The 15258-nt window shown below is 38.3% G+C and carries 12 protein-coding genes (1 of these 12 running past the window's edge); 2 read left to right on the plus strand and 10 right to left on the minus strand.

Annotation, left to right across the window (positions count from 1 at the left end):
• Window positions 1-34: 34 nt before the first annotated feature.
• The 5 genes from dltD to A6B45_RS08845 form a co-directional block, all read right to left on the minus strand.
• The gene (dltD, locus tag A6B45_RS08825; protein WP_072614235.1) at window positions 35-1321 is read right to left on the minus strand and encodes a D-alanyl-lipoteichoic acid biosynthesis protein DltD; all 1287 of its coding nucleotides are present in this window, start codon (window positions 1319-1321) and stop codon (window positions 35-37) included.
• 4 nt (window positions 1322-1325) lie between these two features.
• Complete coding sequence (gene dltC, locus A6B45_RS08830; protein WP_072614236.1) at window positions 1326-1562, minus strand: D-alanine--poly(phosphoribitol) ligase subunit DltC; 237 nt, start codon at window positions 1560-1562, stop codon at window positions 1326-1328.
• Window positions 1563-1631: 69 nt separating this feature from the next.
• Window positions 1632-2840: a D-alanyl-lipoteichoic acid biosynthesis protein DltB gene (gene dltB / locus A6B45_RS08835; RefSeq protein ID WP_072614237.1), complete on the minus strand. Its 1209-nt coding sequence runs from the start codon at window positions 2838-2840 to the stop codon at window positions 1632-1634.
• A complete protein-coding gene (gene dltA, locus A6B45_RS08840; protein ID WP_072614238.1) occupies window positions 2833-4362 on the minus strand; it encodes a D-alanine--poly(phosphoribitol) ligase subunit DltA in 1530 nt (509 codons plus the stop codon). The genes dltB and dltA overlap by 8 nt, the downstream gene beginning before the upstream one ends.
• A 14-nt stretch (window positions 4363-4376) precedes the next feature.
• Window positions 4377-4517 (minus strand): teichoic acid D-Ala incorporation-associated protein DltX, encoded by a 141-nt coding sequence (locus A6B45_RS08845; protein ID WP_072614239.1) that lies wholly within the window; start codon window positions 4515-4517, stop codon window positions 4377-4379.
• Between the two features lie 389 nt (window positions 4518-4906).
• Here A6B45_RS08845 and A6B45_RS08850 point away from each other — a divergent pair, with 389 nt between their 5' ends.
• Both A6B45_RS08850 and A6B45_RS08855 read left to right on the plus strand, forming a co-directional pair.
• On the plus strand, window positions 4907-5860 hold the full coding sequence (locus A6B45_RS08850; RefSeq protein ID WP_237048950.1) for a PTS transporter subunit EIIC: 954 nt from the start codon (window positions 4907-4909) through the stop codon (window positions 5858-5860).
• Window positions 5850-6686, plus strand: coding sequence for an alpha/beta hydrolase (locus A6B45_RS08855; RefSeq protein WP_072614240.1), 837 nt, complete (start codon window positions 5850-5852; stop codon window positions 6684-6686). The genes A6B45_RS08850 and A6B45_RS08855 overlap by 11 nt, the downstream gene beginning before the upstream one ends.
• Before the next feature lie 22 nt (window positions 6687-6708).
• On the opposite strand, the gene A6B45_RS08860 is transcribed toward A6B45_RS08855, so the two are convergent.
• The 5 genes from A6B45_RS08860 to rpoB all read right to left on the minus strand — a co-directional run.
• Window positions 6709-7260: a sigma-70 RNA polymerase sigma factor region 4 domain-containing protein gene (locus tag A6B45_RS08860; protein WP_072614241.1), complete on the minus strand. Its 552-nt coding sequence runs from the start codon at window positions 7258-7260 to the stop codon at window positions 6709-6711.
• Window positions 7261-7298: 38 nt separating this feature from the next.
• On the minus strand, window positions 7299-8048 hold the full coding sequence (gene rlmB / locus A6B45_RS08865) for a 23S rRNA (guanosine(2251)-2'-O)-methyltransferase RlmB (RefSeq protein ID WP_072614242.1): 750 nt from the start codon (window positions 8046-8048) through the stop codon (window positions 7299-7301).
• Window positions 8045-8452, minus strand: a complete 408-nt coding sequence (locus A6B45_RS08870) for a Mini-ribonuclease 3 (RefSeq protein ID WP_072614243.1) — start codon at window positions 8450-8452, stop codon at window positions 8045-8047. Before A6B45_RS08870 ends, rlmB begins: the two co-directional genes overlap by 4 nt.
• Before the next feature lie 216 nt (window positions 8453-8668).
• Window positions 8669-12331: a DNA-directed RNA polymerase subunit beta' gene (gene rpoC, locus A6B45_RS08875; protein WP_072614244.1), complete on the minus strand. Its 3663-nt coding sequence runs from the start codon at window positions 12329-12331 to the stop codon at window positions 8669-8671.
• Window positions 12332-12354: 23 nt separating this feature from the next.
• Window positions 12355-15258, minus strand: the 3' portion of a protein-coding gene (rpoB, locus tag A6B45_RS08880; RefSeq protein ID WP_072614245.1) for a DNA-directed RNA polymerase subunit beta. 705 nt of this gene lie beyond the right edge of the window; only the last 2904 of its 3609 coding nucleotides appear in the window; its start codon lies beyond the right edge, outside the window; it ends in the stop codon at window positions 12355-12357.

Here is a 15258-nt window from a genome sequence, read left to right on the forward strand (position 1 = left end):
TTTTTTTGCCTACACTTAACCTTTTTGACCCTTATTATTTAAAGTTTTTAAGATTTGTGTCTGTTGGTATCAAATTTTGCCATTTTTTGGATAGATAATTATCATTGATATGATATGTTGGTTCTTGGTAACCTCGTGCAAAAAAGGGCTTTATTTTCGTATCAGCAGCTACCCAGCCTCGCCATCCCATATGAATGGTGTCCTGCATAAAGTACTTATGTCCACCATCATGAGAAAAGTCAGCAATTTGGTTAAAGCCTTGTGACTTTAACTGTTTTTTTACTTTATCCACACTCTGATAATATCTTTTTGTGCTCAGCCCCGTATACTTTGACCATTTTTTATTAACAGGTTGAATAATGAACAAAACGTCAGTATGCTCTTTTGCAAACTCTTGTAATACAGCCTGAAAGTCAGAATACTCATCAGACTGTCGGTAATCAAAATGACTTTGAGAGTTTTCCAGCTTCTTCAAACTTGGTTTGACTCGCATTCTGAAAAATGAGTTTTTTATGCCAAATTTATTATTACCAGTTTGCTTCTTCGCAACTCTCATCGCTTCCCGCTCTAGCAACGATACGTCATCAGTTTTTGGTAACGACTTTAGTGCTGGCTCAACTTGCTTATCCCAATTATTAGATACTGTAAAATTCGAGAATAGTTGGTCTTCGCGCAATAACATTCTGTTTCGTAACATTAACAAGCTCTGGTCAGTTTCTGACAAAGATTCATTATTTTTAATTTTTGTAATGAGACGAGCATAAAAGCTATTATCACTAATTTGCTTTTGTTCCAATAATCGTTTCGCAATAAATCGATCAGTTGCACTAATTTCCTTAATGTTTCGCAACCAGTTAACGGTCTGTAACGGTGAGTAAAACTGTGAAAATGCCCACTTACTATCACGTTTGGTAAACCACTGTTGCGAAATAATAAATACCGCCTGCTTTTTATGCAAAGCCGGTGTCATTTCTTGCATCCCCAAGTAATGCGAAAGAGATTCTGTTCCAGCCTGACCAAGCAAAAATGGCTGATAATTACGCTTATACTTTGCCGCCAACACCGATGGATGCATTGTGTCCAAACGGAGTAGTTCGCTTGACCCAAAGAAAGGCACATAGTTTGTCTTTGAATTACTGAAGGCCGCCATTTTGACACTTTCGCCTTTAAAAACATTTTTAGAAAATGACACAGACGCTTTTTGAATATCTTTATTTGATAAATAGTTTAATGAAAATGGTGCCAAAAATAGTGCAGTAACCATGACGAATGCCAAGATTACTGGACCAAATATCCACCATAGCCCCCGTTTTTTCAGCATTTTTTTATCCAATCAATGATTCAACTTTAGCAACTACCTTGTTTGGTGTATTCCATTCATCGCGATTAAATTCAGAAACAGGTGCTTGGATATTGAACTTACTTTCTAAATCAAGCAACAATTCCACCGTCGCCATTGAATCTAGCAACCCATTCTCAAAAAAATCATCGTCCATTTGGTCAGAAATATCTTCACCAATAATTGTGTTTAAAATTTCTACTACTTGTTCTTTCAAGTCCATTATTTTTTCCCTCGATTCTAATACTATCATTTATATAATAGCTATTACTATCCATTTATTTCCATTACATTAACGTTGGAACCAGATCTTATCCAACAAACCACTAAATAATAAGAAACTAATCATTACTACGTTGAATGTTATCACAATCGCTAATACATTCGTAAACTTATTATGCGGTACGTGATGTTTTTTCTTATAGCGTAACCACATATCATTAATAACAAGACCAACACCGTGAAACAAACCGTAAGCGATATAGTACCATTTCAATCCGTGCCAAAATCCCATAATCAACATATTAATGATATAAGCCACATTTGAGGTTGTGATTCGACTTTTAAACCACTTTTTCTTCATCATCAGAAACACGAGCCTCATAAAGACAAAGTCACGGAACCAAAATGATAAAGTCATATGCCAACGATTCCAAAATTCTTTTAAGTTTCTGGACAAAAATGGTAAATTAAAGTTCATCGGCACTTCAATTCCCATCACATAACCAGTTGCTACAGCGAACATTGAATATCCTGCAAAGTCAAAAAACAAATTCAAACCGTAAATATACATATACGCTATAATCCACCATGACCACCCGCCTTGAGCATGTGCAGAAACAATCGCCATATGCTCAATATTTGGCATTAATACAGTTCCCAAAGCATGAGACACAATGAATTTATACAAAAAACCAATGAAAAGGTATTTGACAGCTTTGCCAAGCATTTCTAGATACTTATCACGTGTCGGTGCTTTCTCAACATCTTTTGCAAAACGACGGTACCGATCAATAGGACCTGACGAAATTGTTGGCATGAACAGCATGAAGCGCAAGAAAAGCCAAGGCTTAAATTCTTGAATCGAACCATCACGTATTTCCATCACCATACCAACTGAACGGAATGTCAAATACGAAATACCCATGAATCCGAGTAAGGTTGTCACTTGCAACCAATTAGTAACTGGCGCAACCTTAATTAATACTAGTGGCAAGATGACTAAAATAGTTGTGACATAAAACACCCAAGTTTGGTTGTACTTTTTACGATACAAAGTATAGGTCCAAACAAGCAGCCATTGCCAAATCATGTAGATAATTAATGCGATACCTTCATGGTATTTCTCACCATCAAACATCAAGAAAATAAAGACAAGCGAGACCAATACTTCATACCAAGCTAGACGCTTTCCAAAGTATAAACCGATGGCTAGAGGCACTAGTGCCAACAATAAAATAATGAAGTACTGCGGATCTGCATAGGGTTGTAGATTAAGCATTGCCGTTCACCTCAGTAATCAACCCTTTTAAATCAATTTTACCATTCGGTGTCAATGGCATTGACTCACGATATATAAATCGACTCGGCATCATATAAGGCATCATAATGTCTTTCATGTCGTCTTTAATTGCATTTGTTAACAACATAGGTTTAGAAAAATCATTTTCTTTAGGCACTACAATGGCCAATAACTGCTTAACTTTACCATCAGCGTCATAACGTGGCACAGCGACCACTTGTTCTATCCATTGACTTTGTTGTAGTTGTTGCGCAACTTCTTCCAATTCAATTCGGAACCCATGTAATTTGATTTGAAAATCACTACGTCCTTTATAATGCAACAAACCATTTTCATCAATTGTTGCTAAATCACCAGTTTTATACGCCTGTTCACCGTTAAATTTCGTGAAAGCAGCATTTGTTTTTTCAGGGTTGTTCAAATAACCTTTGGAAACTGAAGGGCCTGAAATGATAATTTCACCTTTTTCCCCAAAAGAAACTTCTTGGTCATCGCTATCTTGAATACTAATTACCGTATCTTCCTTTACATAACCAATTGGCATTTTATCGTAGTTTTCGATGATTTCCTTAGTAATGCGTATGCTTGAAACAGCAACTGTGGCTTCCGTCGGTCCATAAGTATTATATATTTTTACCATTGGAAAGCGCGCTAGTAACTTCTCGGCTGTCGTACGTGTTAAAACTTCGCCACAAAACAAAAAGGCCTTCAAATTTGGATTGTTCGCTTGATTAAATTCTGGATCCAGGAGGGCAACATCAGCAAATGATGGCGTCGACACCCATGTAGTTAGATCTAACTTTGGTAAAGTAGCAAATAATAGTTTAAAATCCTCAGCTACTGATTTGGGTAATGCTTTCAAAGTTCCACCGGTAACAATAGTGGGAACCCAGTCCATCACTGATAAATCAAAAGAATATGGTGGCTGTGATAACACATTGCTGCCTTCTTGCCAATCAAACGTGTCGCCAATCATCCAATTAGTAAAACTTAGTAAATTACGATGTGAAATTTGAACGCCCTTTGGACGCCCTGTTGTCCCAGAAGTGAAAATAATATAAAAATTATCATCGTCTTGAACAGAATGTGTCAATTCATAAGGTACATTCGTAGAAAATATACGATCAAGATGTTCTTTATCAATTATTGAAATATCTGAAATTGATGTTGGTAACTCATCAATGGCTAAGATCACTGCAGGCTTAGCAATTTCAATAATATCTGTCAATCTTTCCTCTGCTGAATTAACATCAACCGGAATATAGGCATGGCCTGATTTAGCACTGCCTAAGAAACTTGCGATCATTTCAAATTGCTGCCCACCATATACCATAACTGGCGCTTTTTTAGGCAAATTTAGTTCATCTAAAGCATGAGCTAAACTGTCAGATGCTTTTTTCAGCTGTTCATAAGTATGTTTTTCTCCCAATTCATCATACGCAACTTTTTTAGGCTGCGTTGTCGCGATGAGATCAACCTGTTTTAACACATTATCAATCATGTGTGCTCCCCCATTTAAAATTCATTGTAAAGAAAATGTCCTTCCCCAACGCCAGAATAGCCGTATAAGTACAAAAGTGATAGAATGATTAAGAAATAAAAAACAGTACGTCCAACAAAATTAACAACTGGATGTTGGAAAAAATGCTTTAACATTCGCAGTAACCCCCGTATAAATTGTCTATTTAAAATTTATTAAATTTAACTTTAAATTATCGTCAATAATATAATGAATTTTATTATAACATATATATTTCAGAATGTTAAACTTATATATCAAAGAACGGAACGATAGATTACTTATGATTAAAAAATGTTTCTCGCTTATTGTTAAACTAGACAATATCGTATTAAAGAACCATATTTTCCAAGCAATATTCTCAGCGATGCGCCAAACACTTCCCGTTTTGGCGATCGACGTTTACTAACGTCTGCTGTTCATATTATTTTTAGCACCAAATGCTTTATTTTCTGTCATTTTTAACATCAATTTAAAAATAACAGGTTTGCAGATAATTCTTTCTATTTTGGATGTCGTTATACTCATGATTTTTGCCGCTGCCTTAACAAATAATTACTTGATTTACCGCGGCATAAAAAATAACATATTACCAATATTAACCAATTTTTTGGCCACCTACCTCCTTTTCACTGTCAATACACAAAATTTTTCACATAATGTTTCACAATATTTAGTGGTCACCGTATTAACTTTGCTCAGTAGTGAAGCCTACTATCAATACCAAAGACTCTTTCGTAAAAACCTACAACCCTATTCGGCAAGATTTTTGATTTGGTCCGCTTTTATCCTTACCCTCTATTTTTTGGTTCAACCGTATGTTCAACAAACTACGTTACAGTTACTAATCAGTAACATTTTGTCATCTAATTTCTTCACAACATTCGTTGGTCTTCTATTAGTAGGAGCTTGTGCACCAGTTCTGTATTGGTTAGGCATTGCATTGCCAAACGAGCTGACTTCTAATCAAACAACAATTAATGCTGTCGTCAAAAATTTAGATGTTATTTTGAAAAATACTCACGCGACATTGCCATACCCTGAAAATCTCTATAGTGTGTATGGTACGTTTTCATTACTTGGCGGCATTGGCAATACACTAGCAATTAGTTTTTTGCTTTTATTTATGTCGTCAAAAAGAAAGCAAAATTTAGGACTGTTATCTATATTTCCTAGCTTATTCAATAATAATCAGTTGCTTTATTTTGGATTACCACTATTCTTAAGACCTCTGATGTTGGTTCCTATGATTTTGTCTAGCATAGCTGGCACCTTGGTTGGCTATGTAGCGATTGCCACACATTTGATAAAACCGGCTGTCTTAGTGATACCAAACAATGCTCCTAATTTATTAACTGCATTCTTAGGGAGCGGTAAATTGTCTTCCTTAATTGTGGTAGCAATAGTCTTTGGATTGACAATATTGATTTACAAGCCATTTATCGAACTTGATAATGCTGAGGTACAAAATGAGAAATAAACTAATTATCTTATTCAGTTTCATATTATTAATAATAATTGGCATTTTTAGTCATAGTTGGGTTGTCCACACTCGTACCACACAATCGCAGATACAAACATCACATATGTCACCAATTATTCTAATTCCTGGTTCAAGTGCCTCAGTCAATCGATTTGATAGTCTATTAACTAAGCTCAACACTAAGAGCCAGCGACACGATGTTTTAAAAGTTTTGGTCACTAAAGATGGTAAATTGGTATATAGTGGCAAAATTCGATCTAGTGATGAGCAACCATTTATTGTCGTTGGTTTTCAAAATAATGCTGATGGTTACGACAATATTAAAAAGCAGGCTAAATGGCTAAATACTGCTCTTATTGATTTGCAAGATCGTTACCATTTCCATAATTTCCAAGGAATTGGTCACTCAAACGGTGGACTCATTTGGACTAGATATTTAGAAAACTACTACAGTTCTGATAGTTTCAATATGGCAACTCTAATGACGCTAGGTACCCCCTTCAACTTCTCCGAATCCTCATCACAACGCCGCACAGTCATGTTAAAAGACTTTATTGAAAAAAGCACCAAATTACCCTCTAATTTGATTATGTATTCGATAGCTGGTACAGAAGATTATACAGATGACGGTATAGTTCCAGTTCAAAGTGTTTTAGCCGGAAAGTATATTTTCCAAAAGCATGTCAAATCCTATACTCAAATTACTGTTTCTGGTGATGATGCGCAACATTCAAGTCTTCCAGAAAATACAGAAGTTGTGAAATTAATACAAGAACATATACTTAAGGACAACATTAATAATAACTTTCGAAAACCACAATAAAAGCAGCCCATCTGGGCTGCTTTTATTTTATAGCAATTTCTTGTATGATCTTTTTTAAACGATATTGCATTTGCTCAAATCGTCTTTTTTCACTATCTTCAATATCATATTTAAGTGCCCCTATGATTTGTAATAATGCTTCTTTGAACGCAACGGATTCAGCCATATTTATTTTTGAAAGTGATTCACGCAATGAAAAAATATGCTCTGGATTATATGTGTCAGTTCCTATATTAATACTAGTTAAATCGTCATCCATAGCCAGCATTTTATGATTAAATTGCGCTTTTTCAGTGTAGTGATGACGAATTAAATCAGTAGCCCTATTTGATAAAGCCGTAATAAAATAAGTCGAAAATTTAGCACGTGGTCGGCTACAATCATACTTTTGTACACACTTCATTAGGATTTCTAATCCCTCTGAATACCAATCATCCTGTTTCATTCGACCGCTAATTTTTCGCGAATGCACATCAAATATAGCTGCTTTCAAATGTTTAATCAATACATTATACGCAAATTCGTGTCCCCTTTGCGCCGCGATAACTGCTCCAATTAATCTATCTCTCCCCAATTATATACTCCCGCCATATTAGTAGTTTAATCAACTACTTATAACGGATTTCGTGAATTATATCCTTGATAAATCAACAAACTAGCAGCGACACTAGCATTCAAACTCTGAACATGCCCTACCATTGGAATCGTAACCATACCATCAACTTTTTTCTTTAATAATGGCGAAATGCCTCTTCCTTCATTACCAATAATTAACGCTACCGCACCGTTTGCATCCCAACGGCGGTAATCATCACCTGCCATGTCTGTTCCAAAAACCCAAACATTACGCTTTTTAAGCTCTTCCACTACATTCACTAAGTTCGTCACTCGAGCAACAGGAACATGTTCAATGGCTCCGGTAGATGTCTTAGCAACGGTTGCCGTCAGTTGAACTGCCCGACGTTTTGGAATAATAATACCGTGAACTCCAGCTGCATCAGCAGTACGCAAAATAGACCCTAAGTTGTGTGGATCTTCAATGCCGTCTAAAATGACAAAAAATGGTGCTTCGCCTTTCTTGTCAGCCTGATCAAATAAATCATCAATTGACGCGTACTCAAAGGCCGCCACACTTAGAACAACACCCTGATGATTACCACCATCGGTTAGTTCATCTAGTTTTGACTTTGGTGCCTGCTGAATAACCAACTTTTTCTTCTTGGCCAATTGCGTAATTTCGTTACGAATTTTGTCTTGTAACCCTGTTTGTAGCCAAACCTTATTGATTTCTTGCGTGCTTCTTAATGATTCAACACTGGCATGATGCCCGTAAACGAATTCTGTTGATTCTGTTGGTTTCATTTGTTTGTACTCCCTGTCTCCACCTGTTCAAAAATCCATGTCATTAGTTCTAAAATGCGTTCATGTTGTTCGGACATATATAAATAACCAAATAATGCCTCAACACCCGTTGAAATTCGATACGTAATGACATCAGTATTTTTTGCTTTTGTATGTGACTTAGCATTGCGACCACGTTTAAAATAATCTAATTCATCGTCGGTTAGGATATTGGTTACCATCATTTGCTCAAATAACGCAGCGTGCGCTTTCGCGGAAACATAATGTTTACTACGTCTTTGTAGTTCATTTACTTTTGTTAAGCCTAAAGACAATAAGTGCCGTCGTACTTCTAGTTCATAGATTGCATCGCCAATATAAGCCAGCGATAATCCGTTCATTTGTCTGTAATTTAAATTATGCATAATTCAATTATACGCAATTATGTTGACTTGCGTACAAATTTCAATAAATGTTCTGCAGAACTATTTAAGTTTACCTATTTTTACTGAATATGAGAAGCTCTTTGGCATAAATGGTATCATTTTTGGCATAATAAGCACATTTATTTTAAAAACATCTTTTTTTATAATTAAAAAAACACTTATCATATATGATAAGTGTTTTTAAATACTATGTTTTTAGTTGTCAAATGTTTTTGCAACATCGTCTAACTTAGGAATATCTGAAGCTTCTTCGCTTTCAGACTCAGGTTGGGCGATAACATCACCGACAACTTTACTCTTGATCTTACGATATTCAGCCATACCAGTTCCGGCAGGAATAATCTTACCAATAATAACGTTCTCTTTCAAACCAACAAGTGGATCGTTTTTGCCACGAATAGCAGCATCTGTCAAAACACGTGTTGTTTCTTGGAATGATGCGGCAGATAGGAATGAATTCGTCTCAAGCGCAGCCTTAGTAATTCCCAGCAGAACTGGACGAGCAGTCGCTGGTACTAAGCCTTCAAACAAAGCTGGTTCGTTAGCGCGCTTGAAATCAGCGATATCCATTAATGTTCCTGGCAACAAGTCTGTTTGACCTGGATCCATGACACGGATTTTACGTAACATTTGACGAATCATTACTTCAATATGTTTGTCAGAAACTTCAATACCTTGCAAACGGTAAACCTTTTGAATTTCTGTTAACATATATGACTCTGTTGTCAAAGTGTCTGTAACAGCTAACAACTCTTTAGGATCAATTGGTCCTTCGTTGATAGCCTCACCACGCTTAATTTCGTCACCTTCACCAAAACGCATACGTGTTGTCAAAGGTAATGTATAAGTTCTTGTATCAGTTTCACCTTCAATTGTAACTGACTTTGTACGGTCTGCAGGATTTTCTTCAATTACGGTAATTGTGCCCGTAACTTCAGAAATTTCTGCACGTCCCTTAGGAATACGCGCCTCAACAATTTCTTGAACACGAGGCAAACCTTGCGTAATATCATTACCGCCGGCAACTCCACCCGTGTGGAAGTTACGCATAGTCAATTGTGTACCTGGCTCACCGATTGATTGTGCAGCAACAGTTCCAACAGCTTCACCAACTTCAACTTCTTCACCAGATGCTAAGTTCCGACCGTAGTCAAGCACTGAAACACCGTGTTCCGTTGTTGATGTAAAGACTGAACGAATAGTTACTTCTTTAATACCAGCATTCACAATCTTCTTAGCAACATCTTCATCAATCATTTCATTACGTGAAACAATCTTTTCACCAGTTTCTGGATCAAACACTGACTTCATCGCATATCGTCCCAAAATACGATCGTAAAGTGGTTCAACAACTGATGTACCATCCATGATTGCTTTAACTGCAACACCACGATCAGAATCATTGTCGAATTCACGAACAATAACATCTTGCGCAACATCGACTAGTCGACGTGTCAAGTATCCTGAGTTAGCCGTCTTCAAGGCCGTATCTGACATTCCCTTTCGGGCACCGTGAGTAGAAATAAACATTTCCATCACTGTCAAACCTTCACGGAAGTTAGCTGTAACTGGCAATTCAATAATTTTACCACCAGGTCCGGCCATCAGACCACGCATACCAGCTAATTGAACGAAGTTTGAAATGTTACCACGAGCTCCTGAATCTTGCATCATGAAAATAGGGTTTGTTGGCTCAAATGATTCAATCAACTTGTCTTGAATAATATCTTTTGCCTTCGTCCAGATTTCGGTTACACGTTGGTAACGTTCTGCATCTGTTATCAATCCACGACGGAATTGTTTTGTTACTGTAGCAACTTGACTATGAGCATCCTCAAGAATAGCAGGCTTTTCTTTCAAATCAGTAACGTCTGTCATGGCAACTGTCAACCCTGATTCCGTAGACTTTTCATAACCCAAGTCCTTCATACGATCCAATAACAATGAAGTTTCTGTTACCTTATATCGCTTATAAACTTCAGCGATGATATCCGACAAGAATCCCTTTTTGAACGAGTTAACAACTGGTGTATCTGCCAAATAATCATGTATATTTTCACCAGCATCAATAAAGAAACTATCATCAACTCGCTTAAAGTTATCTTCTGATGGTTCGTTGATATATGGGAAATCTGAAGGCAAAATTTCATTAAAGAACAATTTACCTACCGAAGTGATCATAATCTTTGAACGTTGCTCATCAGTAAATGGCTTTTCAGTTGGGAATGAAGAAGTCTGAATACCAACTCTTGTATGATAATGAACAACCTTGCTTGCAAAAGCAATTCGTGCTTCATCCACGCTTGAGAAGATCATTCCTTCGCCTTCACGACCGGCTTCTTCAGTAGTCAAATAGTAGTTTCCAATAACCATATCTTGTGATGGCGCAACAATTGGCTTCCCATCTTTAGGTGCCAAGATATGTCCAGCAGCAAGCATCAACAAACGTGCTTCAGCTTGTGCTTCATCAGATAATGGAACGTGGATGGCCATCTGGTCACCGTCAAAATCGGCGTTATATGCTTCAGTAACCAATGGGTGCAAACGCATTGCTTTACCTGAAACTAACACTGGCTCAAACGCTTGGATCCCCAGACGGTGCAAGGTAGGTGCTCGGTTCAAAAGAACAGGGTGCTCCTTAATAACGTCTTCCAAAACATCCATCACGTCGCCGTCAGCTTTATCAATCTTACGTTTAGCAGACTTGACATTGCCAGCCAACTTACGTGTTGTTAATTCTTTCATGATAAATGGACGGAATAGTTCAATAGCCATTGGTACAGGCAATCCCATTTGGTTCATTTTCAAGAAAGGTCCAACATCAATAACCGAACGACCAGAATAATCAACACGCTTACCAAGTAAGTTCTGACGGAAACGGCCTTGCTTCCCCTTCAACATGTGTGAAAGTGATTTCAATGGACGATTACCTGGACCAGCAACTGGACGACCACGACGACCATTATCAATCAAAGCATCAACAGCTTCTTGTAGCATACGCTTTTCGTTCTGCACGATGATACCTGGCGCATTCAAATCAAGCAGACGCTTCAAACGGTTATTACGGTTGATAACACGACGATACAAATCATTCAAATCAGATGTGGCAAAACGACCACCTTCTAGTTGAACCATTGGACGTAAATCAGGAGGGATAACTGGAATAACTTCCATTACCATCCATTCCGGCTTGTTGTCTGACTGAAGGAAAGCTTCAATAATATCTAGACGACGTACCGCACGTACTCGTTTTTGTCCTGTTGCTTCTTGCAATTCGCGCTTTAATTCATCAGCTTCTGTAGCTAAATCAACGTTTGCAAGTAATTCTTTAATTGCTTCTGCACCCATGCCAGCCTTAAAGCCAGCACCATATTCTTTTTTCAGTTGACGGTACTCACGTTCCGTCATCATTTGCTTCTTTTCAACAGGTGCATCACCTGGTTCAATAACAACATAAGAAGCAAAATAGATAATTTCTTCAAGTGAACGTGGGGACATGTCTAAAACAAGTCCCATACGTGAAGGAATTCCCTTGAAATACCAAATATGTGTAACAGGAGCAGCTAATTCGATGTGACCCATACGTTCACGACGAACTTTTGATGATGTTACTTCAACACCACAGCGGTCACAAACAATACCCTTATATCGGATTCGCTTGTATTTACCACAGGCGCATTCATAGTCTTTTGTAGGTCCGAAAATACGTTCATCGAACAAACCATCTTTTTCTGGCTTAAGTGTTCGATAGTTAATCGTTTCTGGCTTCTTTACTTCACCATAAGACCATGAACGAATCTTATCAGGAGAAGCCAAAGCGATTTGCATACTTTCGAATTTGTTAACATCGATTGCCATCTATTTGCTGTTACCTTTCTAAATTATTTTTCTTCGAATGTTTGACTTTGTTCTTCAACCTTAGAGAAGGCTGCAGTAACTTCTTCATCATCTTTGTTTAACAGATCAGGATTTGTACGGGCTAACTTTTCAAGTGCATCGACAGGCAAAATTGAATCATCTTCATCCATTTGACGTAATTCAACTTCATCACCTGCACCATCCAATACTTGCATATCCAATCCAAGAGCTTGTAATTCCTTGACCAAGACACGGAAGGACTCAGGAACACCAGGACGTGGAATTGGTTCACCCTTGATAATTGATTCATAAACCTTAACACGACCAGCAACATCATCTGACTTATAAGTCAGAATTTCTTGCAAGGTATAAGCGGCACCATAAGCTTCCAAGGCCCATACTTCCATTTCACCGAAACGCTGTCCACCGAATTGTGCTTTACCACCCAAAGGCTGTTGCGTAACAAGTGAGTAAGGGCCGATTGAACGTGCGTGAATCTTATCATCAACCATGTGCGCTAGTTTCATATAATGCATGACACCAACACCGACACGCTTATCGAAAGCTTCACCTGTACGGCCATCATATACAACTGACTTACCATCTTGAGGTAATCCAGCTTCACGCAAAGCCATTTCAATTTCATCATCACTTGCACCATCAAAAACAGGTGAAGCAACATGAATACCAAGTTTCTTGGCAGCAAATCCTAAGTGTAACTCAAGTACTTGCCCAATATTCATACGTGATGGCACACCCATGGGTGACAATAGAATGTCAATAGGTGTTCCATCAGGCATATATGGCATATCTTCTTCTGGCACAACAACAGAAACAGTTCCCTTGTTTCCATGACGACCAGCCATCTTATCACCGACTTGAATTTTACGCTTTTGCGCAATGTAAACACGAACCATCATGTTGACACCAGGTGCTAATTCATCACCATTTTCAGGTGTATAAATACGAACGTTTTGAACGACACCGCCACCACCATGAGGAACACGTAATGATGTATCACGTACTTCACGCGCTTTTTCACCAAAAATAGCATGTAACAAACGTTCTTCAGCAGAAAGTTCAGTAACACCCTTAGGTGTTACCTTACCAACTAAAATGTCACCATCATGAACTTCAGCACCGACACGAATAATACCGTCCGCATCCAAATCCTTCAACTGATCTTCACCAGTATTAGGAATTTCACGGGTCATTTCTTCCGGTCCAAGTTTTGTGTCTCGTGCTTCTGAATCGTATTCTTCGATGTGAATTGAAGTATAAACATCTTCACGAACCAAACGTTCATTTAAGACAATGGCATCTTCGAAGTTATATCCTTGCCAAGTCATGAAAGCAATTAATGGATTTTGCCCCAAGGCTAATTCGCCTTGTTCCATTGAAGGGCCGTCCGCCAAAACTTCATCAGCTTCAATGTGCTCACCAACATGTACGATTGGCTTTTGGTTATAGTTTTTACCCCCGTTTGAACGGCGGAACTTCATTAATTCGTAAGTGTCTAGTTGACCATCTTCACGGCGAACCCGGATTTGGCGACCGTCCACATACTCAACTTCACCAGATGCGCGTGCAATCATCGCAACACCAGAATCGTGAGCTGCTTTATACTCAATTCCTGTTCCTACTAATGGTGAATGTGGATCAAGCAAAGGCACTGCCTGACGTTGCATGTTGGCACCCATCAAAGCGCGGTTGGAATCATCGTTTTCCAAGAACGGAATAGCAGCTGTTCCAACAGAAACAACTTGCTTTGGCGAAACGTCCATGTAGTCAATGCGATCAATGGGTGTTTCAATGTTTTCTTCACCAAAACGAGCCATAACCGTGCTGTGCACAAAGCTACCATCTTCATTCAATGGTGAGTTGGCTTGAGCAACAATATAGTTATCTTCTTCATCGGCTGTCAAATAATCAATTTTATCTGTAACCTTATGAGTTGTCCAATCAACACGGCGGTATGGTGTTTCGACGAAACCATATTTATTAATGCGACCATAAGTGGCCAACGAGTTAATCAACCCAATGTTAGGACCTTCTGGCGTTTCAATGGGGTCAATACGACCATAGTGTGTATAATGAACATCTCGAACTTCAACACCAGCGCGATCACGAGTCAAACCACCAGGTCCAAGAGCTGACAGACGACGCTTGTGGTTCATTTCACCCAAAGGATTAGTCTGATCCATAAACTGTGACAACTGTGATGATCCGAAGAATTCTTTAACAGCAGCGACAACAGGTCGAATATTAATCAATTGTTGTGGTGTAACCGTGTTGGCATCTTGAATTGACATGCGCTCGCGAACGACACGCTCCATACGTGTCAATCCAATACGGAATTGATTTTGCAACAATTCACCAACGGAACGGATACGACGGTTACCCAGGTGGTCAATATCATCAACATGGCCAACACCTTCTTGCAAGTTCAAGAAGTAGTTCATCCCTGCCAAGATATCAGCTGGACGTACTGTACGATCATCTTCATCAATGTGCCCATTCCCAATCAACAATAATGTCTTCTCTGGGTTTTCGGGAGATTCGATTTTGATTTTTTGAAGGGTTACAGGTTCTTCAAGAACAGCATCACCTGATGGAGTATATGTTGTTGTCTTAAAGTCTTCACGATCCAAATATGGTGTTAATTTAGAGATAACTTCCTTATCAACTAACGTACCTTTTTCAGCAAGAATTTCACCAGAATCAGGGTCAGCCAATGTTTCCGCTAAGGTTTGGTTTAACAAACGTGTCTTAAGTGCCAGTTTTTTATTAATCTTATAACGGCCAACAGACGCTAAATCATAACGCTTTGGATCAAAGAAACGAGCAACTAATAGTGCACGCGACGAATCAGCTGTCTTTGGTTCACCTGGACGCAAACGTTCGTATACGTCCTTCAATGCTTCTTC

It is taken from the genome of Leuconostoc suionicum (genome assembly GCF_001891125.1).
Lineage (GTDB): Bacteria > Bacillota > Bacilli > Lactobacillales > Lactobacillaceae > Leuconostoc > Leuconostoc suionicum.